We start from the raw sequence: 26756 nt of genomic DNA, 5'->3' as shown, positions 1-26756 counted from the left end.
AAATTAATTTATGGGATTGCTTTGCTTACCGACAACCTTTATATACTTGCCGTTGTTATGGATCATGCCTCTTTTTGTTTAAAGAAACATTTAGAACAAGTACATTTAATTGATCATCATTATCCCCAAAGATGCCTATACAGGCACCTATTCTGTGTCAGGCAATTTTTCAGGATACTGTGATAGCAGAATATAAAAGGAATTTTACCATGGAATCATTAACTTTTAAAGATTTGAATTTATCGAAAAATATTGAACGTGCAGTTGAAGACATGGGTTTTGAGGAACCCACCCCTATTCAGTCTCAATCTATTCCCTATCTTATGGAAGGTAAGGATGTAATAGGACAGGCGCAGACCGGTACCGGTAAAACTGCTGCCTTCGGTATACCTGCTCTTGAAATGCTGGATGTCAAAAGTAAGAAGGTTCAGGTAGTGGTCCTCTGTCCAACCAGGGAGCTGGCAAATCAGGTTGCCGAGGAGATGAGCAAACTTGCCAAGTACCAGAATACCAAAATGTTACCTGTTTACGGTGGTCAACCAATAGACAGGCAGATTAAGGCTTTGAGAAGAGGTGTACACATTGTAATTGGTACTCCCGGGCGGATTATGGACCATATACAGAGAAAGACACTGAAACTTGATGGTGTGAAAATGCTGGTGCTCGATGAAGCCGATGAAATGCTTGATATGGGTTTCAGGGAGGATATTGAATTTATTCTCAGTCGCGTGCCCGGCCAGAAACAGACAGTTCTATTTTCTGCCACAATGCCCAAACCAATTATTAAACTCACAAAGAAATACCAGCAAAACCCCCAGATGGTAAAGACGGTTCATAAGAAACTAACAGTCCCCCAGGTTGAACAATACTATTTCGAAGTCAAAAATAATGCAAAGACCGAAGTTTTGTGCCGTTTGATAGATATTTACAATTTCAAATCCTCTCTTGTTTTCTGTAATACCAAGAAAAATGTCGATAAACAGGTTGAAACTCTCAAGGCACGAGGTTATCTTGTAGATGGGATGCATGGTGATATGAGGCAAGCACAAAGGGAACGTGTCATGTCCAATTTCAGGAAAGGGGAAATTGAGACACTCGTTGCAACCGATGTTGCTGCCCGTGGTATCGATGTGGAGAACATTGAGGCTGTTTTCAACTATGACATTCCCCAGGATGAGGAATCATATGTCCACAGGATAGGCAGAACCGGTAGGGCAGGCAAAGAAGGAGTTGCAATAACCTTTGCTTCCGGTAAGGACATCCGTAAGATCAAAGATATACAGAAACACACAAAGGCAAAGATCATAAGGAAAAATGTTCCTTCCCAGAGTGATGTTGAAGATATCAGGGCGGAAATGCTGTCACAAAACGTCAAGAAGATAATCGATGATGGGCATATTGGCAAATATGAGCACTGGGTTGAAAATTTACTGGAAGAAGATTATGCTTCAGTGGATGTTGCAGCTGCCCTTGTAAAAATTCTGTTAGCGGAAGAGAAGAAGTAATCCTGCCACAGGGAGGTCTTATTTTCACACCTCCCTATTCAAAAGGTATATATACCATAACCTCGTAGTAAGATTGCTTTCAAGAGATTAAGGCTACTGCGATAAATATTAGGTTTATACGTTTTTACTGTACCGTATTTACTATTCTCCTATGTTTTCCAACTAGTTAATTATCTGTTTTAAGCTTCATTAGAAAGGACGTGTAATATTTGTTTAACAATATGGATTCAAGTGCACCAGTAGAAGCTGGCGAAAGTTATGAAGTGACCATCGAAGATATCGCAAGAGAAGGAGACGGCATTGCAAGAGTTAGCGGCTTTGTCATCTTTGTTCCAAACACCGAAGTCGGCGATGAAGTCACTGTTAAAGTCACCAAAGTAATGCGTAAATTCGCATTCGGTGAAGTAGTTTAAATCTTCTGATTCTGAAAAAAACGATTTGGGAATTTCCCAAATCCCTATTTTTATTTCTATTTTGTAGTTTGGTATTTGAATACCTATTAAGTTAACTTTAATTATGTTCTATAGGTTTCCTCGAAAAGTTAGTGGGAACTTTGCTTGGGTTTATTTAACGCTCAATTTATTATAACAATGTATTCTTCAAAAAACAGGAAACAGGACAATAAATCATCTATTTTCAGAATTTACTGAAGTTGATTTAAATCATGCAAAAGAAGGCTAATGGAAAATTTTATCAAAAATCTGATTTTCAAAATTTTCCCGGAGATTGACTTAATTTCCGGGATGAATGGCAGGAATATTTTTCCAGTATGAGAAAAGCCGACTGTTAAGAATTATAGGTGTGGCTGCCAGTGCAATTATTATCAATGCCCATGTGCAGAGTCCTATTGCTGCGTATATCGGATACTGGAACATTTCACCGAACATTGTCGACTCGATCATGATACCAGCAGATCCCAGGGCCTGAACCATTTTTAGACCTGTATTTGTAAATATGTGCCAGAAGAATATAGATGCTGCTGACAATATTCCCGTTTTTGATGTAAGATAAAATGCTGGATGGCTTTTAAACGTGCCCTTTCCGGAGATTTTGCTTTTTTGGATCATGATTTTCCACAGATACTTCCTATATTATACACTAGGATTCGCATCTATATAAAAAAATCCGGATTTATTAATTATGAACAATATTATTCATGAACAATTTAGTAAAATAACAATATATCTCTTGTTATTGTTGTTATTTATCAGTTCAGATATAAATTAAAATACTAGTTGTTTGAATTGATTGTACTGCTCCCTTCTTTCATCATAAACTACATTGCAAGTCATAAGACGAAAAAATTATGTTTTCCATTCCATAAATATAGAGTGTGTCAATGTGAATCATTAATAATAATTGAGGCTAACCATATGGTCCGATTCTAATTTCAACATTTTTGTAGTGTAATTATTGCAGGTTCTCTATATGACGGAAAATTCCTAAATAGATGCTAAACCCACCCATATATGGGAGTTGAGGTAGATTATGCAGATATACAAAAATAGGGTGGATGCCGGGCGCAAGCTGGCTGGCGAATTAAGTGAGTATGCAAACAGAAAGGACGTTATTTTGCTTGCCCTGCCCAGGGGTGGAGTGCCGGTTGCATATGAAATTGCAAAACAACTGAAAATACCGATGGACATTTTTCTGATCCGGAAACTGGGTGTTCCCGGGAATGAAGAACTGGCAATGGGAGCTATCGATTCCGAGGATGTCCGTGTACTGAATCAAGATATAATCAGGTCTTTTGGTATCTCAGACAGAATGATTGCCAAAGTTGCGGCTGATGAACGTAGAGAATTACATAGAAGAGAACGGCTATACCGGGGAGATCGCAAACGTCCAGAAATAAAGGGTCGTACTGTGATTCTGATAGATGATGGTTTGGCTACGGGTGCCACTATGCTAGCTGCAGTTAAAGCATTGCGTTCCAAAAATCCATCAAATATAATAATTGCTGTCCCTGTTGCCTCCTTTGATACATGCAGGGCTTTTGAAAAGGAAGTTGACAATATAATCTGTGGCGCCACTCCGGAACCTTTCTATGGTGTAGGTGCCTGGTATGAGGACTTTAGGCAGATAACCGATGAGGAAGTCTGTGATATGCTGGAAAAAGTATGTCACTACAAAAAACAGAGGAGGGCTGAATATGGTTGTTACTGAAATTCAGGAAACTGTACGTATCCAGATGGATTCTATAATTCTTGAGGGTGATTTAGAAATTCCTGAAGATGCCCAGGGATTAGTTATATTTGCTCATGGCAGTGGAAGTAGTCGACATAGTATACGTAACAAAACCGTTGCAGAAATACTGCGGCAGAATAAAATGGCTACTCTTCTCTTTGATCTATTATCTCCAGAAGAAGAAGAAATCGACAATGTTACTGCACACTTGAGATTCGATATAGATCTTCTTTCTGAACGTCTTATAGGAACCACTGATTGGGTCCTCCAAAACCCGGCTACCAAAAATTTGAATATCGGTTATTTTGGAGCCAGTACAGGTGCTGCAGCTGCCCTTAGTGCAGCCAGTAAACGTTCAGATAAAATTGGTGCAGTGGTTTCCAGGGGAGGCAGACCTGATCTAGCAGAACAGGCCCTTCCGGGTGTAAAAGCACCTACCCTTCTGATAGTTGGAGGGAAAGATTATCAGGTTATAGACATGAATCGTGAGGCATTAAAAATGTTAAACTGCAAGAAAGAACTCCAGATCATCCCTGGTGCCACTCATCTTTTCGAGGAACAAGGAGCACTGGAAGAGGTAGCAAAGATCGCAGGAAATTGGTTTCTTGAATATTTAGTCACAGACTAATTAAATGTCCTTCTTTTGCAGGTATGAGAATATTTTTGCTTGGCCTGCAACTTTCCTTTACACATTTTGATATAGGAAAATTGTAGGTATGGAATAACCCCCTCCACTGCCCAAAAACATTCTAATAAAATTGGCCCGTGATTTATTTAATTATGGAACAAACTCCTCTATTGAGGAGAGTTTTGGGTATGAAACTCTCCTGTATGTCAAAGCCAACCATTGAGAAGGAACGGTTGAAAGGAGTGGTGGTACGAAAGTGGGAACATTATAGCAGCGATGTTCCCACTACTTTATATTCCACTTTAACTATATACTAACAATTCAGTTAATACTCTTCTAAATGTCAGAGCTTACGCTGTTTTTGTGTTTTGTTTGTAAGAAAATTACAGTATTGCACGTATTATTGGTACACTGGATTTTTGATAGGAAAACAAAGTGTAGTATGAGAAGCACTATCCAATACAAAAACTTAACTGGGAGATTATTTCTCCCAGTAAGGAGCAAATCCATATTTTGCATAGACATCCGTCAGCCATTTGCGCTCATTGGACAAAGGCCAATTATCTTTATCAAATCCTTCCGATTCTTCAAGCAGAGACCTGTCGTGATGAAATACAAACCTATGCTCTCCTTCTTTCAAAGACAATGCTTCCCAGGGAACTGCAAATAACTTGTCTTTGAAGGAAAGGGCTGCATAGGCAACCGTACCAAAGTCCAGATCAATCATCAGTTCTTCTATATGGCCAATGTCTTCACCGTTTAAATCTTCTACTTTGTCTTTTTCGATTGTACTTGCTGACAAAAATTTAGGTGCATTTCCATCCATATTTCCCACTCCTATTAAATGAAAGGCATGTCAGCAGAATATTCTGATTTCTTATACCTGCGGTTAAACCATAATGAAACAAATTCTTTCACCGCAGCTACAAATCATCCCCCATACCTTCCATACTGTCTTCTTTTTTGATGGTTGTTAAAAGTATCGCCTATATGGACCATCTAAAGCTATTTCTGGTAGTAAACACAAATTTATACAGGATATTTTAAGGTGGGGGGGCCATGGAGTCATTTCGGAAACTTGTAGAACTTTATGAAAAATTAGATAATTCTACATCTCATAAGAAAATAATTGAATTGCTGGCAGAGCATTTTCAAAAACTTGAGCCGGCAGAGGTGAAAATAACCGCATATCTTGCACTGGGTACAATCGGTCCCCGTTTTGAAAAAATTGATTTGGGAATTGGAGATAAATATGGTATACAAGCCATCTCCCAGGCCTATGATGTGGATATGGAAAAAGTAGAGGTTGCATTTGAGAATCAAGGAGATCTGGGGGATGTGGCTTCTGTTTTTAATGATAGACAGCGAAGTTCACTTTCACTCAAGTATGTCTTTCAGCATTTTGTGCAGATAAGGGACGTTTCGGGAAAGGGTAGTCAAAAAAGAAAGATAAATCTACTCGCCGAAGTACTGGCACAGGCCATGCCTTTGGAATCCAGGTATCTTATGCGTATTGCACAGGGAAATCTGAGGCTGGGTTTTGGTGAGAAATTTCTTCTGGAAGCTTTGGCTCTGGCTTTTACAGGTAGCCGGAATAATACAGCTAAAGTGGAAGATACATACAATATATGTACTGATATCGGTCAGCTTGGCGAGTCTCTGGCAAAGCACGGGATGAGTTCACTGGGAAAGTTTTCCATTAAAATTGGCAGGCCTGTCCAGATGATGCTAGCCAGCAGGGTAGATACTATGGAGGAGCTGAATGAGAAATTCTCCGGGACCATGGCAGCCGAGGAAAAATATGATGGAGAAAGGGTTCAGGTACATGTGGACGGAGATAATATAAAGGCATTCTCAAGGCGGCTAACTGATATTTCTGCACAGTTTCCTGATGTCATCGAGGCTGTTCGTGAAAGTGTAAAAGCTGAAAAAATTGTCTTAGATGGAGAAATCGTTGCTTATAGGCAAGGGGAGTTCCTTCCTTTTCAGGAGCTTATGCAGCGCAGGCGAAAGTATCATGTCAAGGAATATGTGGAAAAAATCCCTGTAACCGTTTTTTTCTTTGATGTTATATATCTCGATGGTAAATCCCTGATGAACAGGTCTTATCCTGAAAGGAGACAAATTTTGGAAGAAAATCTCGTAGAGACAGAAAAAGTAAAACTTGCAGGTCGGGTTGTGAGTGCAGATTTCTCCCGGATACAGCGTTTTTTCGATTCTTGTGTGGAAAAGGGAATGGAAGGTATAATTATTAAGTCAGTAAAGGCTAAATCCACTTACAGGCCGGGAAAAAGAGGTTGGTTGTGGGTTAAGTGGAAAAAGGAATATATTGAAGACGTAAGAGAAACCTTTGATCTGGTGATTGTCGGAACTTATCATGGTAAAGGGAGGCGCAAAGGTTCATTTGGGGCATTGTTATGTGCTGTGCTCAATGAAAGCGAAAAAAGGTATGAAACTCTGGCTAAAGTAGGTACGGGTTTCAAAGATGAAGACTTTGCGGAAATCAACGATCTTCTAAAAAAATACGCCGTTGAAAAACAACCTGTCAACATTCTGGTAGATAGTGATATGCAACCAGATAAATACATTGAACCAGCTGTTGTTATCGAAGTAATTGGATCGGAGATTACTTCAAGTCCCTCACATACATCAGGTCAGGAAAATTCAGGGAATGGATATGCGCTACGTTTTCCACGTTTACTTAGGATAAGGTATGACAAAGGCCCAGAGGATGCAACTACAGTTGAAGAGGTGAAACATCTGAAATGATCAATCGGGATATAGCCAAACTACTCTATGAGATTGCGGATATATTTGAATATAAAGAAGTAGAGTGGAAACCTCGTGCATACCGCAAAGCAGCCAGAAAAATAGGGGATATGAGGGAAGACATCTCAGGGCTCTACTCAAAAAAGGGCAGGGAAGGATTGGAAAACATTCCCGGTATTGGGAGCCGTATTGCAGACCACATTGTTGAATATATTGAAACCGGGTCTGTGGAAGAATTTAGAAAGATAAGAAAGCAAACTCCCAGGGGTGCTAGTAAGATAATAAAGATTAGAGGGCTTGGTCCTAAAAAGGCAAAAAAACTCATGGATGAACTTGACATACAATCAATACCCGATCTGAAAGAGGCAATTAAAAATCAGGAGATCCGCAAACTTGAAGGGTTTGGGAAAAAGACTGAAGAAGATCTGGATAAAGCAATTTCCCAATACGAAAAAAGCCATGAACGCATGCTTTTACCAAAAGCAATGGATTTGGCTGAAGAAATTATATCCTATATGGAAGAAAACACTACCCTGAAGAAAATAGATTACGCTGGATCTCTGCGGCGGATGAAGGAAACGATCGGGGATATTGATATACTGGTTGTTGCTTTGGATCCTGAAGAAGTCATGGATGCCTTTGTTAATTTTGAAAGTGTGGACGAGGTTGAATCCCGGGGTAAGACACGCAGTACAATAATATTGCAAAACGGCGGTCATGTAGATTTGAGAGTGGTTCCTGAAAGTAGTTATGGAGCAGCATTACAGTATTTTACAGGCTCAAAGGATCATAACATCGAACTGAGAAATCTTGCCCTCTCGAAAGGCTATAAGCTTTCGGAATATGGATTGTTTAAAGAGGATTCAAAAAAAAAGATTGAAGGAAGAAAAGAAGATAGAATCTACGAAAAATTAGGTCTAAGTTTCATTCCGCCACAACTGCGGGAAAACAGGGGAGAGTTGGAACGTGCAAAAAATACACTTCCTTCACTGGTGAAATTAGAAGATATCAGGGGCGATCTGCATGTCCATACCTCTTACAGTGACGGAACGGATAGCCTCAATTCTATGATCGCACAGGCCGATAAATTGGGATATGAGTATATTGGTATCACTGATCATTCCAGATCCCGCAAGATCGCCGGTGGTTTAGGGACCGATAAGGTAAAAGATCAGTGGAAGGAAATAGATGGTCTCCGCGAGGATTTTGATATAGAAATCCTGAAAGGTATTGAAGTGGATATCCTTCCTGATGGAAGTTTGGATTGTCCGGATGACATTCTTGAGGAAATGGATATTGTCGTGGGATCTATTCATTCCGGTTATAAGTCTTCCAAAAAGAAAATGACTGAAAGGATAACTACGGCCCTGCAAAATGAATTCCTGCATGTGCTGGGACATCCTACAAGCCGCAAGATCGGTATTCGGGAGGCTTATGATGTTGACATTGACAAAATCTTCGAAACAGCGGCAGAAAACGGTAAACTTATGGAAATAAACAGCCAGCCGGAAAGGCTTGACCTTAACGACAACCTGATTTTACACGCCAAAGAATATGACCTTAAGTTTTGTATCAGCAGCGACAGTCATTCCTGTTCACAACTGGATTTCATGAAATACGGTATCGGACAAGCACGCAGAGGTTGGCTTACAAAGGATGATATTGCGAACACTTATTCACTGAAAGAACTGAAACGATTGATTGGCTGAAAGTTCCAAAACCTTTCCAAATGCCCATTTTACCGGGCAAGGATATTAGACATAGATATTAGAATTATTGTCAAAGCAGGCAATGATAAAAATACATTTCAAGTCCTTCTATCAGTCAAAGTGTAAAGAGGATTTGAGAGCAAAGGGGCCCTTACCCAATGCTCTCAACTCATACCCCACTCCTCTTTTCAGTCGCAACCCTATTACGACTGGTTTTGGTGAGAGTTCCCTTTCCTCTCACTCCAAATAGATAAATGTGGCCTTAATATAAATACAAAATGGTATGAAATATTGTATGTACTTTGAATTTTCAATGATATTTTAATTGATTTTTATTTATGTTTAAACTTTAATTAAAATTGAGAATAGAAAATGCATGTAAAATACATGTCTTCGATGGTGGTTAACGCGGCTTGTGGCGGTAATTCCTTTTTCTTGTACCCCATCCCCAATAAATCTCACATTTTTCAATATATCAGTTTTTATGTTTTATCTTTTAAGTGGTATCATCGAAGATTGATTTCCTGACTCTTCTTACCAACTATAATATATCAGGTTACGTTAAATATATATACTGATCCTTCAAACATGGAGTGGGAATATGACAGAACCAGAAAAGGAAATTGAAAAGAATTATTCATACAATAAACAGGAACTTATTGGATTTTTGGATGAGTTTAAGACCCAGATTGAGGCTGGAAAAATAGAGATCGGACAAGAACATGTTGAGATACCCGATGGCAACATGGACGTAGAATACGGTTTCAAAATTGAAAAAGGCCAAAAAGAGATTGAAATAGAAATAAAATGGAAAAAATAAAAAGATAATAGTACTTTGAAAAGATTACATATAATATTATTGTATATTGATGGGCAAGGGAATAAACTACATCAGGTGTTATAAACTCCTTTCATTGTGGTCTGGTGGTGGATAAAACAATTTTATCCTGCATTATACCCTGCCCATCACTATATCTATATGATTTTTTGGGGATATAAGTAGCGGAACGAGGAGTTCTGAACATTCTTATCTATTCCAGAGATAGTTGAAGGTTCCTTGCTTTAATATTGCTTTAAAAAGTTAGACAATTTAGTTAATCATGATTGTAGTCATACACAGGCATTAAGTAATTGAATGTTCTATGTTGTCTTTTTAATTTCTGAAATCAAATTTTAATTGTTATCTAATATTTCGCAGGGACCAATGTCGACAAAAAAGACAGGAAAAAAAGCAGATTATTCAGCTTATCTGGTAGGGTTATGCAAAAAGCGGATGAATAATACATCCAGTCGACATAATAATATTATTATTTTTGCTTTAATAGCTCTTTTTATTATTACGTGGTCAATTTTACTTCATTACTATCCTCCAAAATTGATAGTATCAACTTTGGGTATTAACAATACGTATCTGGCTATTTTCCTGTTGTCTTTAATTGGCGGAGTCTCCACATTTACTTCTACTACATTTTATACTGTTCTTATAACAATAGCTTTGTCTGAAGTAAATCCAGTCTGGTTGGGGCTGATTGCAAGTCTGGGTCTCACTCTGGGTGACCTGCTATTCTATTACATGGGCAGGAAAGGGAAACAATGTATACCGGGAAAATATGAGGCAAAAGTAATTAAACTGACTGCAAAACTGGAACAAATAAATGATAAACTGGTTGTTCTTATTATATTTTTATATTCATTGACCCCTCTGCCCAGTGACATTTTATCTATAGGCCTGGCATTTGGTGGATTCCCGGTGAAAAAATTGATTCCACCTCTTTTTGTGGGTAATTTCGTGCTTATATTGTTACTTGTAGAATTTTCCAGATTGGGTAATGGTATACTGTAACTTCTGTATTATATATGGTTGAAATTTTTAATACCACATGTTTTTTAATCCACTCCATACTATTTTTATCCATTTGTTATATATAGGAATTTATCAATCAGTTTTTGGTAAGGGGGAGTTTAGCAGCATGACTCTCACCTTGTATTCAGCCTGAAACGGGGGTTTGGCTGATATGGAGTGGTGGTACGATGAGAGTAATGGATTGAAATCCTTGCTCTCATTTCTCCTGTGTATTTCTATATTTTTTGTATTAATTCTTGAAAGTTCTGGAAGAAAAACCTCTCAATTTCTCCCCGTCACCACCAGATACTATGAATATATCAGATGTGAGTTGAGGACAAAGCAGGCAAAGGGAATAGGAGTAGTAGGTTATGTCTAACAACATACATTGGGTCCTTATAAAGAATCCTGAAGATAATTATAGGAGCATTCAGGTAAAATATTAAATAAAGAAGTATGATTAATTTCTATGTCTGATCGTATTTTAGTAGATGGTTCCACTGGAGAAGGGGGTGGACAGATAATAAGGACAACCGTAGCTCTTTCTGCGGTCACAGGGATACCTGTGAAAATCATCAATATCCGTGCACAAAGGAAAGTCCCGGGTTTGCGAGCCCAGCATGTGGCCGCAATTATGGCGGTTGCACAGTTGTGTAACGCAGAAGTGAGGGGAGTATCGGTAAGTTCAAAGGAAATTGAGTTTGTGCCGGGTCCAATAATATCCGATCATATAAAAATAGAAATTCCTACAGCAGGATCAATCGGCCTTGTCCTGCAGGCCCTTCTGATTCCGATGACCATGGCAGACCAAGATATACAGGTCTCTATTCATGGCGGTGCGACCTATGGGAAATGGAGTCCCCCTCTTGCTTACATACAGCATGTTCTCTGTCCCTTTCTTTCAAGGATGGGTTTTAATGTGAATATCCGGATTCTCAGGGAGGGTTACTATCCTCGTGGAGGAGCTCAGGTTTTGGTCAAGGTAGCATCACCGATAGATGGTATTAAAGCCATTGATCTTTATGAAAGAGGAAAACTGCTGGAGATAAAAGGAGTTGCCCATTCATCATCGGATCTCGAAAGGGCAGATGTATCTGCAAGGGAAGTTGATGCAATACAGGATTATCTTGTGCAGAGATATGATGTACCAATAAATATTGATGCCCAATATTCACCCTCTTATTCCACCGGGTCAGGAGTCACCCTCTGGGCTGTTTTTGAAAATTCCATTGTCGGGATGGATAGTCTCGGGGAGCGTGGTGTCAGGGCTGAGGACGTAGGACTTGATGCTGCAGAAAATCTTTCAAGGTGCATTAAAGCAGGTGCAACAGTTGATGAATTTATGTGCGATCAAGTGATCCCCTATATGGCACTGGCCAATGATCAATCGCGCTTTAAGGCAACATCTGTAACCAGTCATGCCAGAACAAACATGGATATTGTGAACAGATTCCTGAAGGTCAAATTTTCGGTATTAAAAGAGCAAAATTTATGGGCAGTGCTGGTGCAGCCATCAAATAGTTGAATGTAAAATGTATTGATTAAAATAGAAAGGCGTAAATTAGTGTAAACAGGTGGTTGTTTGAATGTTACAATTGTATAATACTTTAACAAGGAAAAAGGAAGATTTCAAGCCTTTAAAAGAAGATGAAGTTACAATATATGCATGTGGTCCTACTGTGTACAATATTCCGCATATAGGCAATTACCGAACCTTTTTGATGACCGATAATCTGGTCCGTATCCTGGAGTATTTGGGCTACACAGTGAATCTTGTAATGAACATAACAGATATCGACGATAAGACTATCCGGGATTCAAAGAAAGCGGGCATGTCCCTGAAGGAATTTACAGAAAAATATACGGAAGAATTTTTCTGCGGACTTGATATGCTAAACATAAAACATGCCTCTTATTATCCCCGGGCCACTGAAAATGTGGATGGAATGATAGAGCTGGCTCAAACACTGATGGAAAAAGGGCTCGCCTATGAAAAGGACGGTTCGGTGTATTACAGGATTTCGGCTTTCCCGGCGTATGGTAAGCTTTCAAAACTGGATTTCAATTCAATTAAGATGGGAGCATCGGTTGATGTCGATGAATACGATAAGGACAATCCCCGTGATTTTGTTTTGCTGAAAGCATCCACACAGGATGAGATTGAAAGGGGTATTTACTATGAAAGTCCCTGGGGTAAGATCAGGCCCGGATGGCATACGGAATGCTCGGTAATGTCAATGAATCATTTTGGGCCTTCCCTTGATATTCATACAGGTGGAGTGGACCTGATATTTCCCCATCATGAAAATGAAATTGCCCAGGCTGAAGGTGCTACAGGTAAACCCTTTGTAAGGTACTGGATACACGGGGAACACCTGATAGTTGACGGCGAAAAAATGAGTAAGTCAAAGGGTAATGTTTTCACTCTTCCCGAACTGGTTGAAAAATATGGAGGGGAGGTTGTGCGCTTCATTTTTATGTCCGTGCATTACAGGAAGAAACTGGATTTTTCCGACTCCTTTGCCCGGAATGCACAAAATAGCTATTTCAAGCTCAGAGAAACACTGGAAAATCTGGAGTTCGCTATGAAGAGTGCAGATGATAATGAACATCCTACTGATCAGGAAATGATAGATCTGACTGGCAATCTTGAAGATGACTTCAGGAACGCTCTGGAAGATGATATGAACATTCCGAAAGCCATTGCAGTTTACCATGAATTATCCCGTATTTCCAACCAGTATCTTGAAGCCGGCAGGAATAAGGATGTACTTGAAAAACTTCATTCCCTCTACAGGAAGTTTGCAGATACCCTTGGCCTTTTTGGACAAGAAGGTGAGGAAGTTCCAGAAGAGATCATGGAGCTTGTAAGGATCCGTGAGCAGGCCCGAAATAACAGGGATTGGGAAACAGCAGATGCTTTAAGGGATAAAATTGCGCAAGCGGGATTTGTTGTGCAGGATACCTGTGAAGGGCCTAATGTGAAGAGACAAAAGTGCTTATACTAAGATTATTTGCACTTCTGTCTAGAGGTGGGAAAGTGGATTAGTAATATATCGGTCCCACATCATTGCCTTCCTTTTGTATAGACGGATACTGGGCCTTTGGTATCATAACGGTTATGCGTGACCCACTCAGGTAAATTTCCTCAATACTTGATCCATCTTTGAATAGAACTTCTATATTATTGCCGGTAATAGTGGCATTATCAACCCGGGTACCCCATTCCACCACAACGTTGATGGAGTCACCATTTATGTACAGATCGATGTTTTCCTCGTCATACTGGACGGTTTCCTTGATATTTTCCCCTTCAATTTCTACAACACCGGATTGGACTATAGATCGATTTGTGTCGTCTGCACATCCACTGGTAAGTAGTATTGCAGAAAGGAAAAAAATAGCAACAATTGATTTTATGAATTTCATTGTTACCTGTTAACCAATTCAATTATTTAACCGTTTTCAGATTCCGGCGCTATTCCAATTTAATGTAATAATAATACAGTCATTTCACGATTTCATATCCGCATTCTTCCATCATTATTTATTTTGGTATATTCATTGACCTTTCTCAAGGTACCATTTGATCAATAAACCGATACCTATTATAATCAGGACAAATACAAACATACCCACCACAGTATGGTAACCATAACCATAGTAACCGATTCCGTTCATTTAGTTCCCCCTTTAATAATGTATTAAAGATACTCTAACAACATGTATTAATTTTGCCTTAATGTCTATGGTCGCTATGCGGGGTTTGTGGATATTATATAAAAATGAGTGAAAGGTTAAAACAATGACAGACGATATAATGAAGTCTATGTTGGATAAAATGGCAAAGGATGGTTTGTTAAAATACAATCCTGAAACGGATACCTACGATGTAACTGAACTGGGTAATCAGGTATTCAATAATCAGGAAGAATCTTCTTCCTGAGATAAACATAATAAATACTTATAAAATTAAACTGTAGCCTCTTCTTTGAGGCCCAACAAATATATATTTAGTTGTACCTATTATTATCTGGATGGGAAACACAAATCGGGGAGTTGTGAATTTTTGGATCGGCATTCGGTCACCCGTTGTTATTATAAAAACAGATGGAAGGTTTTCCCTGTTTTCAAATATAGTTGATTGACTTACTGGTTGACTTTAATTCATGCCGATTGTGAATCCTATCTGATCAGTAATGGGGTATTATACATGGAAAAGATAAAGAAGATGGGTCTTTTAGGCGCAACTGCATTGATTGGTGCAGGATTGGCAGCTATGTCCGAAGAGCGAATAAGGGAATTTGTAAATACAAGGGTCAAGGAAGGTGCCATCAGCAAGGAAGAAGGTAAGGTACTTGTCGAGGACCTTGTTAGCGAGACCAGGAAACAGAGGTTGGATCTGGAGAAGAATGTAGTGGAAAGGCTGCACAACACGCTTCAGACAGCCGATAAGGATCTTACTAATTATGCGGATTCTATCGATGAAATGAAGATTCGGGAACTTGAGGGGGAACTTGAAAAAATGAAAAGCCTGAGGAAAGGCGATAAATAACTGCTGTCTTGGCTATTTGATCATTCACCATTTTACTGGTGAATAAATTATTTTCTTTTCCTTTAATTTGATTGTATTAGTACGTCCTATTTTTTAGATAGTTTTCTCTGCAAGTTTTGGCTTACAATCCAAACGATTAAATCAAAATATCAGATAACTTTGAGTGTATGGTATATAATATCTGATATTCAATGTGGTATTTTTTCCTGATAAATGGATTTGTTATGCACTAAGGCTAAATTAATATATTTTTGCCATGTAGAAGTAAATACAGAAATAAATAGTAGCGGTTTCATGTAGTCATTGCATTCAGAACACAACCACAATATTTCTCGTGACATTTAGATGGTTGGTTTATACAAAGATACTACAGGTTACTGTTAGATAAAAAATAATAAATAAGTTTTATTCAACAAAAAGGAGAGTGCTGGAATTGGTTTCATCTACTATTATCCTTATATTTTGTCTTGTGGCATTTGCAGCCATTCACAGTTTTTTTGGCCAGCCTGCCATTCAAACGCCGACTCATGAGAGTTCTGGGTTCCCGGGCAGAAATGCTGTATATGCCGGCATACAGCCTTATTGCAGTTATTACGATTTTGCCGCTTGTCTACCTGCTCTACACAAACCCGGGTCCCTTTTTGTACATCGTACCTTCTCCCTGGAGGTGGATTATGGTAGGGGTACAATTGGCTGCCACTCTGGTTGCACCGAGGGCTTTGCGGGATGTTCCTCACAGGTTCAAGATTGGTGCCCAGCTGGCGAGCATATACCTTTACTTGGGGTCACTGCACTGGGAAACCAGGCTGGTGGCACAGTTTGGTGAGGAATACAGGGAGTATCAACAACGGGTCCACAGGATAATTCCCTCCAAAAGTGAATATTACTAAATGTCTATTTTTAGCATAAGTGTAGAGGAAGGGACGGTACTTTTCCTCTTTTATTTACATGTCTTAAATGGCCCTTATTTTCCCGGTTTCTGAGGGGCGTTCAAATAGTTTTCAACTGCCCGGGACCCAAAGTAGAATACAACAACAATTCCTACAAGGTAGGTGAAATGAGAGATAATGGTTTTGGCTAACTCTGTATCCGAGATACCAATATCTGTTAATGTAAGCAGTGATACAAGTGAAAAATAGACCACAATGAAAGATCCTGTCATTGCTTTTCTGACTTCTCCTTTATCGAAGTCTGTGGATTTGGAAAGGTGGTTGATCAACATCAGTGTTCCCAGGAAAGTTATTATTCCTGTACTGGCTACCGCCCAGCCAATATGGGCAGGCCTGATCGTCCCTAGGTAAAGTACAAGGATATCAAGAAACCCTACTATTATAGCCATTATGAATGCTGTCTTGCGCTTGTTTTCTTCAGACATTTCTATGTTCCTTTAATATTTCAGAAATGCGATCATGAATAATGACGTTATGTTTATTCAAAATAATAATTTAATGTTCAGCTCATTATAAATTAGTTTAAATATGTATGCAATATTATTGCTGGTTTTATGCTATCTTTGTATGTATTTATGTACAATGCTTTAGCTAGATGCCTTTAATCATTATTAAGGTTAGAAATCCGGGTAAAACATGTATATACAGCGAAAACCCATTCTTAATTGATGAGGGGGTAATTACCTTTTTTAGTACCCCCACTCCCCAGCCCGCTCATACCACCCCATTATTAAGCAGTTCTGATTAATACTGATGTAGTTGAGTATTACATATATACTCTTTGTTTCGAAATGTTAAACCGGCTTTAAAATTTCATGCTTTGTATTAAGGCAATATCCGGATAATATACGCTGATTTGCTATTTTCAAGAAATAATTTCACCGGACAAATATGAAGATCTTGTATGCACAATCCGCTGCAATTCCCGGGATAATCCTGTCCTCGATATATGCATGGTGTGAGGTGAATAAAGTAACGGAGATTTATCGACTATAAATCCCTTCTTTTAAGTGCGATCAGGGAGTTAAGGGAGAAATCTGGTTTTAACATTTATCATTAGACAAAACAAAATGCAAAGGCTGTTAAGCCTTTTAATTTGAATATGTTATTGTTTGTACTATGTTACAATTCACATACTCTTTCTAAGAGGTATGATGTGCTTATGTACAAATATTGCTGTGATTACCAGGGCCATGCAAACCCAGAGTAACTGCATTATAGCGGAATTCAGGTCAGTTCCAATTAACCATGAATGAATAAAGATTAGCAAAAAGGCCGGATAGTTCAGGTAGTGGATTTTTTTCCATTTACGGATAAAATGTTTCCTGTAAACCCCTGCTGCCACTGCTATTATAATTAGATAGAAAGCCGGCCTGCCCGCAAGTTCCAGAAACTCTATGAACGGATAGAAAACAGGAAAAAAGACCGATATGCTTTGTTTTTCAAATGCAAATGCGATGGGATGAAGCAGCATAAGTGAAATCCCAAGACGTGCAAGATAATGGTGAATCCTGATAAAACCCTGCCCGAACACCTTTTTCATCTGTTTCATGTATTCAGAGGACAGGATTGCCAGAAAGATGAAATAATAGGCAAAAAGCCCTGCTGCTCTGTCAATCATTTCGAGAGGTGTATCAATTGCCTGTAACAAAATGTATGCAATTATTGCCGCAATGAAGGTTACCAGGAATATTAAATGCCAGCGTTTTTCCATTAAAGATTCCTCATATAGTTTTACACCTTATTTTGTATAAAGTTAATGTTATACTCAATTATGAGTATGTTTTACCTGAGGTGGAATAACTGAGAGACATGAAATACTGATGGTGCTGATGTTCATGTAGGTTTTTGCAAAAAACCTGATTTATTGTTTGCTTACAATTCTGCAATGATAGAAAGTAAGATCCTCTAAGGGTACTTTGCGTTAAAAAATACAACCCTTGTTATAAATGGACGAAGTAACAATTGTAAAAACCTAAATATACAGCTACAAACTGAATATAAGAATGATAAGACAAATGGGGTATTATTGTGGAACAAAATGAATATATGACTATCAGAATTCCAATGATGGGGGAAATTGCTCCTTCTTTCTGGGCCCGTACCACACATGGGGAAGTGAATTTTCCAAAAGATTATGAAGGTAAATGGGTAATTTTTTTCAGTCATCCTGGAGACTTTACACCTGTATGTACCACCGAGTTCATGGTGTTTGCAAAGATGCATGCAGAATTCAGGCAGCTAAATACAGAACTTCTTGGCCTGTCAGTTGACAGTGTCCAATCACACATTTCCTGGTTGTGCTCTATAAAGGAAAAGGTGGAGTTCAACGGCATCTCGGGCGTAGATGTGGAATTTCCTATAGTTGAAGATAAGGGGTTGTCAATAGTTAAAAAATATGGGATGCTCCAGCCTTCTGAGAACAAAAGATATATGCGCGATATCCAGTATATTCAGGCAGATAAGGCAACTGATGAGAACGAAATCATAAATACCCAACCTGTGAGGGGAATATTCATAATCGACCCGCAGTCACGCATCCGTTATATAGCCTTTTATCCACTTTCCAATGGCAGAAACCTTGATGAAATAAAACGTATCCTGCAGGCGATCCAGAAAACAGATTCACAGAATGTAGATACTCCTGTTAACTGGAATCCTGGCGATGATGTTATAGTAAGAACTCCTCTTTCCTATGAAGATGCAAAGAAGCGCATGGAAGATAAGGAATTGAAATGTTCCGAATGGTACATTTGCCTTAAGGAAGATAAAAGCTGATTTTTGAGCATTATAATCTGAAGTTCAGTGCGGAAGTTATAGGTAGATTGTAAAAACGCAGCCTTTAATGATGAAGCTGGCAACGGTCAGACATGAACTCGACACTTGCAAGCAGGATAAGTAAACTCGGAAAAAATAAGTTCTGCTGATTGTTAAGACTGAAAAGGGATAATAAAATTCAGAACCATTCGTTCTTTTCATTATATCCCGTATAAAACATCTATTATAATATAGTGATGGGTAAGGTATCTGTATGCAGATAGAAAAGACATGTGTCGCCCACTTACCACCCAAATCGGTTTACCATGCCAAAATTGTTTTTTGGACTTACCCATCACAATAAATTAAATAATGAATTCATATCAAAACTATAAATACTATTTCCTATGATATTATTATGGGGATATGAATGGAATTCAGTGAACTCTCTGATGAGCAATGGAAGTTTATTCGACTGCATTTACCACCACAACCAATAACTGGAAGAAAGAGAGCTGATGACCGTAAGGTCATCAATGGTATTCTCTTCGTTCTGATAACTGGTTGCAGATGGGGAGATATGCCAGCTAGCTATGGTTCTCCAGCCACAGCCTGGAGAAGGCTTAAAAGATGGTCAGAAGAAGGAGTATGGGAAGAGATAATGGAATCCCTTCGGGATTCTGCTTACCAGAAAGATAAGTTCTCTATGGATGTTGTATCTGTTGATAGCAGTTTCATCGAAACAAAAAAAGGGGAGAGAATTCCGAATACAACGGCCACAAAAAAAGGAATGGAATAAAGATACATGTTTGTGTAAGTTGTGAAGGCTTTCCTTTAGCGATCCATATAACTTCGGGGAAAGAACATGACAGAAACCATTTTATTGAGGTCATGGAAAATATAAAGATCAAAACTGAAAGGAGACCAAGAACCAGACCGTTAGAAGTACTTGCAGATTCTGCTTATGATGAGATTACCATCAGAAAATATCTGAGGCGCAGAGCGATAAAAAGTAACATTCCTATTAATATCAGGAATCGGAAATATCCTAAAAGAGGAAGACCTACAAGACTTGAATATGAGTCATATAGGAAAAGGGGGACAATAGAACGATTCTTTGCATGGTTGAAAATGGGATTCAGGAAAATAGCAAGCAGATATGAAAGACTAAATGTTGTTTTCAAAGGATTACTGGATATAGCATGTTTTCTAATGTGCTGGAAAAAGTTTCAACCGGAGTTTTGAAATAGGTTCAATGGTAAATACAACATATGTGTACAAACTAAGATAACAATTGCAAAAACAGATATGATGCAAAGATTGAAAGACATCATAACTGTTTTTTTGTTCCATTTAAACCTCGAACATATTCATCTGGCTATTTGGTTTGCCAAAAGTGTTGAAAATTGTATATTGAGCATCGTTTGAAAAAGAGCCGTCTTTGGACAAAGCAAGTTCTATTTTTTTAAATAAATGTCTGTCAGAGTAAGGTTTTGTTAACAAGCCAACAGGTTTTATTTTATGAGCTCGTCTTAAAGTCTCTTTATCTGAAATACCTGTAATGAATATGATAGGAATTGAACTATTTTGCTTTATTTTGCCAGCAACTTCAATACCATCCATATCTCCTTTCAGAATAATATCCATCAAGATTATATCAGGTCCTGTACATGAAGCAGTTTTGATTGCAGTTTGGCCATCTGACACAATTCCACGTACGATGTAACCTTGATTCTCTAATTTCAATTTAAGGCCCATTGCAATTATTATTTCATCTTCAACAATGAGTACACTTTTTGTTTTCATATTCATCCCGCTGTGCTCTAAAAATTGCTTAATAAAATCATTTAGCAAAATTAAATAAAAAAAGTAATTGTTTTTGTTACTTTTTTATAACAATCTCCCTCATTCTGTATTTTTTGATGTGTTGGTGATATGGGAGGTTGTAAGATACCGTAATGAGGGGGATTGTTATTAATGGGAGTGCAAGGAAATGAAAGATACATCCAATAGACGCATCTTCATTCTTCGTTCTTATTCTATTGCTGCCTTGCATTTGACGACTACGTCGGATGCGTTCTCTCCATAGATGTCTGCACCAATTTTGTCAGCCCAGTCCTGGGTAACAGGTGCTCCACCGACCATTGTCTTGACGCTGTCACGTACACCAGCTTCCTTGAGCTGTTCTTCTATCTGGGTCTGAAGGACCATTGTGGTGGTCATCAGGGCAGAGGAACCAACGATAGCTGGTTTCTGTTCTTTTACAGCGGTGACGTAGTCAGCGATTGGTACATCTCTTCCGAGATCGATGACATTGAAGCCAGCGATCTTGAGCATGGTTGCAACGATATCCTTACCGATGGTGTGAATGTCACCTTCAATGGTACCGATTGCGATTGTACCTTTGTCTTCCATTTTTGAGCTGAGTTTCTCAAGTTCGGGAGTGAGAACCTCAACGCCTGCGCTCATCGCTTCGGATGCAGCAATAACGTGTGGAAGGAAAAGTGTTCCCTGCTCGAACTGGTCCCCAATCTCGTTCATTCCGATTGTGAAACCGTCCTGAATGAGTGCAACCGGGTCAAGTCCTTCAGAGATACATTCTTCTGCAACTTCTACAACTGCTTCGTCATCAAAGTCCATGACTGCAGCTTTTCCTTTCTCTTGTAACTCTTCCTGTGTAGCCATTCTTAATCTTCCTCCTAACAATTAATGTCTTATAACCATCCAGTAGCAAAAGCATTAGTAAAGGATGATATATTTCCTATCAAAAATTCATCATTTGACACTTTACATAAATTAAGTTTCATTGATGTTATCCCCTTTGATTTCTCTTCGATCCTGTACTTTCGTCCTGTAGAAATAGAAAGGCAGGCATGTCAATAACAGTGAAGCACCAATCAAAGAACGGAGTAATCCCCACTCCCACGAGCCAACCGTTACAATCACAAGGTTGGTTATCGCAAGCAATGCACATATATACACATAGAAATTAGGTGCACGGAATCCCCTTTCTGCATTCGGCCTGTCGCGTCTTAACATTATGAAGGATATATTAGCAAGGATAATAGTTCCAAAATATCCGATATCTCCGGCACGTAGGATTGCTATTGGTTGGTCGCCAAAAATGGTGATCATAGCTATATTGAGCAATGCTAAACCAAATATTGCACCAGCAGGGGATCCGTACCTATTCAAGTGCCCAAATTGTTTGAGCGTCGTTCCTGATCTTCCCATCTGGAAAAGAACACGAGATGCTGCAATTAAACATGCATTCGTGCTCAGGAAAAGACCAACGACCATTGCAATTGTGACGATTACCTTTCCGGCATAACCTATCAGATGTTCAGCGAGAGGTAAAAGGGGAGTATAAGGATGGTTAAGAATTGTATCAAGAGGTAGTGCTTTCAGATATGTGGCAGCTACGAACGTCGTCCCGAAAAGGAAAAGCAAGATCGTCCAAAATAATGCTTTTTTAGTATCTTCCACCGGATTTTTGTATTCAGCCGTTAAGGTTATTACAACTTCAGATGAATATGCACTCCATGCTAAAATAAAGACTGTAGCTATAAAAGTTGGAACCCCTGGATTCTCGCCCACGTACCCAAACCCAACCGGATTCACGGATTCCGGAATGGGGAATAACCAATTGCCAACGCAAATAGAAAGACAAATCAAAGCAGTAATAACAATGAAAGTGCTTGCGTTACTCCAAACCTTGACTCCAAAGTAATTCAGAAGACAAACAGATAACAGTATAATTACCGCAAAAACCGTTGGGTTCATAGAAGGAAGCAACGTTTCTCTGACAAAAAAACCTGCGAATAAAACAACTGCGATCGGAGCTGCACCCCAACCGACGACATATCCCCATGAAGATATTGTCCCGGGCAGAGGACTATATTTTTTGAATGCTTCATGGACATATGTGGGAAGACCCCCGGATGAATCCCTGAACATGGTCGCCATTTCAAGATAGCCAATACATGCCACTCCTTGAAGAAGTACTGCTGTAGCCCAAGCAGCAATTGCCCATTTACCTGACATATCAATAGCAGTCCCTGTTAGCCAGAACCAATCTAGAACGCAGGTTAAAGCCACGAATACCCCGGTTTTCCATGTGATTGCTCGTTCTAATTTTCTGTATTCAACCATAATTTAACCTCTCAAAAATGATCAATCCTCCGTGTTTCAAACAAAAAAAAAGGAGACTAATCTCCTTAATTTTCATCTCCTTTGATATCTGTCGCACTGGCCTGCATCTTTTTATCTTCCACTTTTGTTCTATAGAAATACAATGGATATACTGTTAATAACAATGCACATCCTACAGCAAGGTTTGTCAATCCATATGACAAAGCACCAACTATCAACAGGATTATGTTAATAATTCCAACACCCACACCAGCATAAATCCAATAGTCAGATACACGATACTCACGTGTAATGTCTGGGAAGTCGTGTCTCATGACATAAGGGGTGAAATTTGAAAGAATTATCACAACAAAGTACCCAATGTTTCCTGCAACCAATAGGAATAAAGGCGCCTCTCCAACAGCTATTACTAGGATAGCATTCACTAAAAACAGGAATACCAGAGCTGCAGCTGGTGCTTTATTCTTATTCAACTTACCAAATATTCTGGGTAGATATCCTGTATTTGCTGCTTCATAAAGCACTCTTGAAGTGGCTACAAAACACAGGTTAGTATTGAGTATTAGGCCTATTATTAGAATAACTCCGAATCCATAAGCAAAAGCAGATCCTAAAGCCATTTCAGCCAGTGGGAGAAGTGGCGTAAAAGGATCATTGAGTGTCACTTCCAATGGCAAGTATAAAATAAGTGCCAAACATATCAAAGTTGTCATCACAGCATATACCATTCCACATGCAATAGTAGCTTTTTTGGTATCACCTATAGGGTCGAGATATTCCGGTACTATGGTCAAAACCGCTTCTATTGCATATCCAGACCAAGCAAGCAGGAAAAGGATACCAGCAATTGCTACAAATGGATTATTTTCTGGTAATAACATATCAGGGACCCCTGAATATGGAATTACAGGTAGTTGCACAACAGAAGCAATTATGGTTATAATAGTTGCTACGAATACCAGTGTTATAAGAGATTGCATACGGCCACTAGCTTCAATCCCACGAAGATTGACCACAAGACAAACAAGCATTGTTAACAATGCACCCACTACAATATTAAAATCAGGGATGAAATATTGTATAAAAAATCCTGCAAAGAGTGCAACTGCGCCAATAGCAAGCCCCCATCCCATGAAATAACCCCACATAGCTAAAGGACCTATTAGGGGACTTCGGTGTTCATAAGCTTTAATTACGTAAGTTGATATACCACCGGCTGAATCTTTATACATCACAGCCACTTCGAGTATTGAAAGAAGAGCTATTATTTGTAATACTACTACAGCCAGCCATGCGAGTGGTGCCCACTTACCAACTGCAGCAATCGCTGGACCACTGAGATATACCCAATCAAGTATACTAGCTATAGCCAGATAAAGGCCAACTTTCCATGTTACTGTTCTTTCTAGATGCGACTTCACATCGCTTACTATCTCATTATCCATATTTTAGACCTCCAAAACATTCATATAGTTTTGGTTTGCAAGATGCATATTATAAAAGTAAATACTTACAAACCAAAACATAATTTAACCTTACATTCCGATCAATTTCCAAGCATGTTTACAGAAGGAATTTCAATTCCCAAAACTTCTGCAATATTAGCTTTTGCTTTGAGGCCCTTGGCATGACCCGGTACTCCGAGTACAGTACCAATATCCAATTCCCCCCTCACTTCTTTCATAAGATACGGATCTGCAAGGTCAGAAACATTGACACCAAGTTTTTTAGCAACATACTCTTTTGCTTCATCCAATCTCATCCCAGTCATTTGCATCCTGAGAACAAGATCTCCAGCAGTACGAATACCATTCATCCCGGAAGCCATGTGATGTCCCAGAGTTACACCTATTCCGTCACCAACTCCCACCTATATGCCATCCACATTAGCAATCTCTACCATAGCCTTTGATGCTTTTGTCACTGCATCGAGAGTCGGATTTTCAACCATCGGGACACCCCCTACACCCATCCCCATGTTAGGGTGTACAGGGATATTTGCGACGTTACTGCATTCTTTTGTGAAGGCAATAGCTCGTGCAACATTCCATGGTGTGGATTTACGAGTGTTTGTATTACACACCGGTCCGTAAATATCCACTCCAGCCTTTTCACATGCTACTACCTGGTCATGAGGATACATACCTGCCAGACGCATACTATCATATTCCATTGTGCCATCAATTCCCAATACAAATTCGTTTGCCATACCTACTTCGACCGAAAAATTAGGAATTGTTTTCTTCAAAATTTCCGTTGCTTTAAGGGCTGCAAGGAAGTCACCATCTCCAGCCGCTCCAGCAGTGTCGATGTTGAGATTGTCCAATCCCATCTTTGCAAGTTTGCCGGTGACCCACACCATATCTTCAGTTGCATCTTCAGCTACTTGTTTATAGACTTCCAAGGCCTCCATAATTTTGCCTTCTGCCATTAGATCACCGACATTGTCAAATGGACCATCCGGTTTGTAATAGGATCCAAGATTTGGCATGGCTCCATAAGAGCAGGGACTGATGGTATTCAGAAGAATGGACTCTATTTCCTGTTGAAGCTGGGTGATCACTGCTTTGGATGGTTTAAAGTTATAATCCACCCATGCATAAGTCACACAATCTGCACCCATGACACGTTCCATAGCAATGTTGGCACTGGTGGCATCCATTGGGATACCTGCACCACCCATTTCACTGTAGTTTCCACTGAAAACTGCATATCCTTCATCGGTACTCATTACTACCTCATCACCCACATCAACTGTGGCCATTCTTGAAGGGTCTAAAAAAATATTCAAAAGATGATCCATGTCGTCATCCGTGAGGGCAGGAATTTTTCCTTTCTCAGCAGCTTCATTTGACCCGTTTTCAATATCCGTAATGATGTCTTCTTTGGCCATCATTATTCTTCGTCCATCGCCCATTCTTTGTTCATATTCCATAATATCGCCCAATATATTTAGTATATTAATAAATTAACTTACTTTTTTAGATGAACATTAATACCTATCATTTCACCATATCACTAACTAACTTTACTGCTTCACCTGCATTTTCTGCATAAGCATCGGCACCAATCTTATCGGCCCAGTACTGAGTAACAGGAGCCCCTCCAACCATGGTTTTAACACGATCGTGGATTCCAGCTGCTTTGATCTCTGATTCCAGATCTCCCATTGCTTCCATGGTTCCGGTCATCAATGCGGAAGAAGCTATGATATCAGCATCCACTTCTTTTGCTTTTTCAATGAACTTGCTGAGAAGAGCATCTCTCCCAACATCATGAACTTCAAATCCATTAACATTAAGAAGTACTTTTACGATATTCTTCCCAATGTCATGCACATCACCTTCGACAGTTCCGATGACAACAATTCCATGTATTTTAGATGCTTCACTTTCAGGCATGTTGTCGTTTAAGAAGGCCACACATTTTTCCATCAATGCTGCAACCATCATTACTTGAGGAAGAAAAACAGCGCCATCTTCAAATTGTTCTCCAACACTCAACATTCCTGGTGACAGGCCTTCTTCAATAATCTCAACAGGTAGAAAACCATCATCAAGAGCATCTTGCATTAAATTCATACACTTTTCCTCTTCAATATTAATCAAGGATTCCTTGATGTTTTGAAGTATCAGTTCATCTTTCATATTTTGTATCTCCTTTTTTTTTATAAGGAAACCGATTATTCAAGTTTTCCTTCA

Annotated in this window: 26 protein-coding genes and 1 pseudogene; 16 read left to right on the top strand and 11 right to left on the bottom strand. The window is 39.1% G+C overall.

Going from position 1 to position 26756, the window contains the following annotated elements; genetic code table 11:
- The first annotated feature begins 209 nt into the window (after positions 1-209).
- Positions 210-1505, top strand: coding sequence for a DEAD/DEAH box helicase (locus C9889_RS02115; protein WP_129596817.1), 1296 nt, complete (start codon positions 210-212; stop codon positions 1503-1505).
- Positions 1506-1726: 221 nt separating this feature from the next.
- Positions 1727-1918, top strand: coding sequence for a TRAM domain-containing protein (locus C9889_RS02110; RefSeq protein ID WP_013037550.1), 192 nt, complete (start codon positions 1727-1729; stop codon positions 1916-1918).
- A gap of 318 nt (positions 1919-2236) precedes the next feature.
- Here the strand turns inward: C9889_RS02110 and C9889_RS02105 are convergent, their stop codons facing one another.
- Entirely contained in the window at positions 2237-2572 is a 336-nt protein-coding gene (locus C9889_RS02105; protein WP_129596815.1) for a hypothetical protein, read from the bottom strand.
- Positions 2573-2993: 421 nt separating this feature from the next.
- Between C9889_RS02105 and C9889_RS02100 the strand changes: the two genes are divergently transcribed.
- Positions 2994-3671 (top strand): phosphoribosyltransferase, encoded by a 678-nt coding sequence (locus C9889_RS02100; RefSeq protein ID WP_191985814.1) that lies wholly within the window; start codon positions 2994-2996, stop codon positions 3669-3671.
- Entirely contained in the window at positions 3658-4320 is a 663-nt protein-coding gene (locus C9889_RS02095; RefSeq protein ID WP_129596811.1) for a dienelactone hydrolase family protein, read from the top strand. Before C9889_RS02100 ends, C9889_RS02095 begins: the two co-directional genes overlap by 14 nt.
- Positions 4321-4801: 481 nt before the next feature.
- Here the strand turns inward: C9889_RS02095 and C9889_RS02090 are convergent, their stop codons facing one another.
- Entirely contained in the window at positions 4802-5146 is a 345-nt protein-coding gene (locus C9889_RS02090; RefSeq protein WP_129596808.1) for a PRC-barrel domain-containing protein, read from the bottom strand.
- 233 nt (positions 5147-5379) lie between these two features.
- On the opposite strand from C9889_RS02090, the gene C9889_RS02085 reads away from it, so the two are divergent.
- From C9889_RS02085 to cysS, 6 genes are all read left to right on the top strand, one after another.
- Positions 5380-7089 carry an ATP-dependent DNA ligase gene (locus C9889_RS02085; protein WP_129596806.1) on the top strand — a complete coding sequence of 570 codons (1710 nt, stop codon included), beginning with the start codon at positions 5380-5382 and terminating at the stop codon, positions 7087-7089.
- Positions 7086-8798 carry a DNA polymerase/3'-5' exonuclease PolX gene (gene polX / locus C9889_RS02080; protein WP_129596804.1) on the top strand — a complete coding sequence of 571 codons (1713 nt, stop codon included), beginning with the start codon at positions 7086-7088 and terminating at the stop codon, positions 8796-8798. The genes C9889_RS02085 and polX overlap by 4 nt, the downstream gene beginning before the upstream one ends.
- 601 nt (positions 8799-9399) lie before the next feature.
- Positions 9400-9618: an amphi-Trp domain-containing protein gene (locus C9889_RS02075; RefSeq protein WP_129596802.1), complete on the top strand. Its 219-nt coding sequence runs from the start codon at positions 9400-9402 to the stop codon at positions 9616-9618.
- Positions 9619-10002: 384 nt separating this feature from the next.
- Positions 10003-10641: a VTT domain-containing protein gene (locus tag C9889_RS02070; protein ID WP_129596800.1), complete on the top strand. Its 639-nt coding sequence runs from the start codon at positions 10003-10005 to the stop codon at positions 10639-10641.
- 469 nt (positions 10642-11110) lie between these two features.
- Entirely contained in the window at positions 11111-12166 is a 1056-nt protein-coding gene (rtcA, locus tag C9889_RS02060; RefSeq protein WP_129596797.1) for an RNA 3'-terminal phosphate cyclase, read from the top strand.
- A 61-nt stretch (positions 12167-12227) separates the two neighbouring features.
- Positions 12228-13649 (top strand): cysteine--tRNA ligase, encoded by a 1422-nt coding sequence (gene cysS / locus C9889_RS02055; protein ID WP_129596795.1) that lies wholly within the window; start codon positions 12228-12230, stop codon positions 13647-13649.
- Positions 13650-13686: 37 nt separating this feature from the next.
- On the opposite strand, the gene C9889_RS02050 is transcribed toward cysS, so the two are convergent.
- Complete coding sequence (locus C9889_RS02050; RefSeq protein WP_129596793.1) at positions 13687-14070, bottom strand: hypothetical protein; 384 nt, start codon at positions 14068-14070, stop codon at positions 13687-13689.
- Positions 14071-14446: 376 nt separating this feature from the next.
- On the opposite strand from C9889_RS02050, the gene C9889_RS10000 reads away from it, so the two are divergent.
- The 3 genes from C9889_RS10000 (at position 14447) to C9889_RS02040 (ending at position 16086) form a co-directional block, all read left to right on the top strand.
- The gene (locus C9889_RS10000; RefSeq protein WP_013037521.1) at positions 14447-14587 is read left to right on the top strand and encodes a hypothetical protein; all 141 of its coding nucleotides are present in this window, start codon (positions 14447-14449) and stop codon (positions 14585-14587) included.
- A gap of 267 nt (positions 14588-14854) precedes the next feature.
- Positions 14855-15196: a hypothetical protein gene (locus tag C9889_RS02045; protein ID WP_129596791.1), complete on the top strand. Its 342-nt coding sequence runs from the start codon at positions 14855-14857 to the stop codon at positions 15194-15196.
- 527 nt (positions 15197-15723) lie between these two features.
- Positions 15724-16086, top strand: a complete 363-nt coding sequence (locus C9889_RS02040) for a hypothetical protein (RefSeq protein WP_318531487.1) — start codon at positions 15724-15726, stop codon at positions 16084-16086.
- A 74-nt stretch (positions 16087-16160) separates the two neighbouring features.
- Here C9889_RS02040 and C9889_RS02035 read toward each other — a convergent pair whose 3' ends face one another.
- Both C9889_RS02035 and C9889_RS02030 read right to left on the bottom strand, forming a co-directional pair.
- Complete coding sequence (locus tag C9889_RS02035) at positions 16161-16571, bottom strand: hypothetical protein (protein ID WP_129596789.1); 411 nt, start codon at positions 16569-16571, stop codon at positions 16161-16163.
- 704 nt (positions 16572-17275) lie between these two features.
- On the bottom strand, positions 17276-17860 hold the full coding sequence (locus C9889_RS02030; RefSeq protein WP_129596787.1) for a ferric reductase-like transmembrane domain-containing protein: 585 nt from the start codon (positions 17858-17860) through the stop codon (positions 17276-17278).
- 335 nt (positions 17861-18195) lie between these two features.
- Here C9889_RS02030 and C9889_RS02025 point away from each other — a divergent pair, with 335 nt between their 5' ends.
- From C9889_RS02025 to C9889_RS02015, 3 genes are all read left to right on the top strand, one after another.
- Entirely contained in the window at positions 18196-18924 is a 729-nt protein-coding gene (locus C9889_RS02025; protein ID WP_129599373.1) for a redoxin domain-containing protein, read from the top strand.
- Positions 18925-19333: 409 nt separating this feature from the next.
- Positions 19334-19702: a transposase gene (locus tag C9889_RS02020; protein WP_129596785.1), complete on the top strand. Its 369-nt coding sequence runs from the start codon at positions 19334-19336 to the stop codon at positions 19700-19702.
- Positions 19699-20148 carry a transposase gene (locus C9889_RS02015; protein ID WP_129596783.1) on the top strand — a complete coding sequence of 150 codons (450 nt, stop codon included), beginning with the start codon at positions 19699-19701 and terminating at the stop codon, positions 20146-20148. Before C9889_RS02020 ends, C9889_RS02015 begins: the two co-directional genes overlap by 4 nt.
- Before the next feature lie 108 nt (positions 20149-20256).
- Here C9889_RS02015 and C9889_RS02010 read toward each other — a convergent pair whose 3' ends face one another.
- The 6 genes and pseudogenes from C9889_RS02010 to C9889_RS01985 form a co-directional block, all read right to left on the bottom strand.
- Positions 20257-20709 carry a response regulator gene (locus tag C9889_RS02010; protein ID WP_129596781.1) on the bottom strand — a complete coding sequence of 151 codons (453 nt, stop codon included), beginning with the start codon at positions 20707-20709 and terminating at the stop codon, positions 20257-20259.
- A gap of 228 nt (positions 20710-20937) precedes the next feature.
- Positions 20938-21588 (bottom strand): cobalamin B12-binding domain-containing protein, encoded by a 651-nt coding sequence (locus C9889_RS02005; protein ID WP_129596779.1) that lies wholly within the window; start codon positions 21586-21588, stop codon positions 20938-20940.
- A gap of 111 nt (positions 21589-21699) precedes the next feature.
- Positions 21700-23055: an APC family permease gene (locus C9889_RS02000; protein ID WP_129596776.1), complete on the bottom strand. Its 1356-nt coding sequence runs from the start codon at positions 23053-23055 to the stop codon at positions 21700-21702.
- A 65-nt stretch (positions 23056-23120) separates the two neighbouring features.
- Complete coding sequence (locus C9889_RS01995) at positions 23121-24500, bottom strand: APC family permease (protein WP_129596774.1); 1380 nt, start codon at positions 24498-24500, stop codon at positions 23121-23123.
- Positions 24501-24601: 101 nt separating this feature from the next.
- A pseudogene (gene mtbB, locus C9889_RS01990) lies at positions 24602-25990 on the bottom strand ([dimethylamine--corrinoid protein] Co-methyltransferase).
- A gap of 67 nt (positions 25991-26057) precedes the next feature.
- Entirely contained in the window at positions 26058-26702 is a 645-nt protein-coding gene (locus C9889_RS01985; RefSeq protein WP_129596772.1) for a corrinoid protein, read from the bottom strand.
- Between the last annotated feature and the right edge of the window lie 54 nt (positions 26703-26756).

The organism is Methanohalophilus profundi, assembly GCF_004137855.1.
GTDB lineage: Archaea > Halobacteriota > Methanosarcinia > Methanosarcinales > Methanosarcinaceae > Methanohalophilus > Methanohalophilus profundi.
Note: the sequence above shows the minus strand (reverse complement) of the source record. Positions and strands in the feature narration are given on the sequence as shown.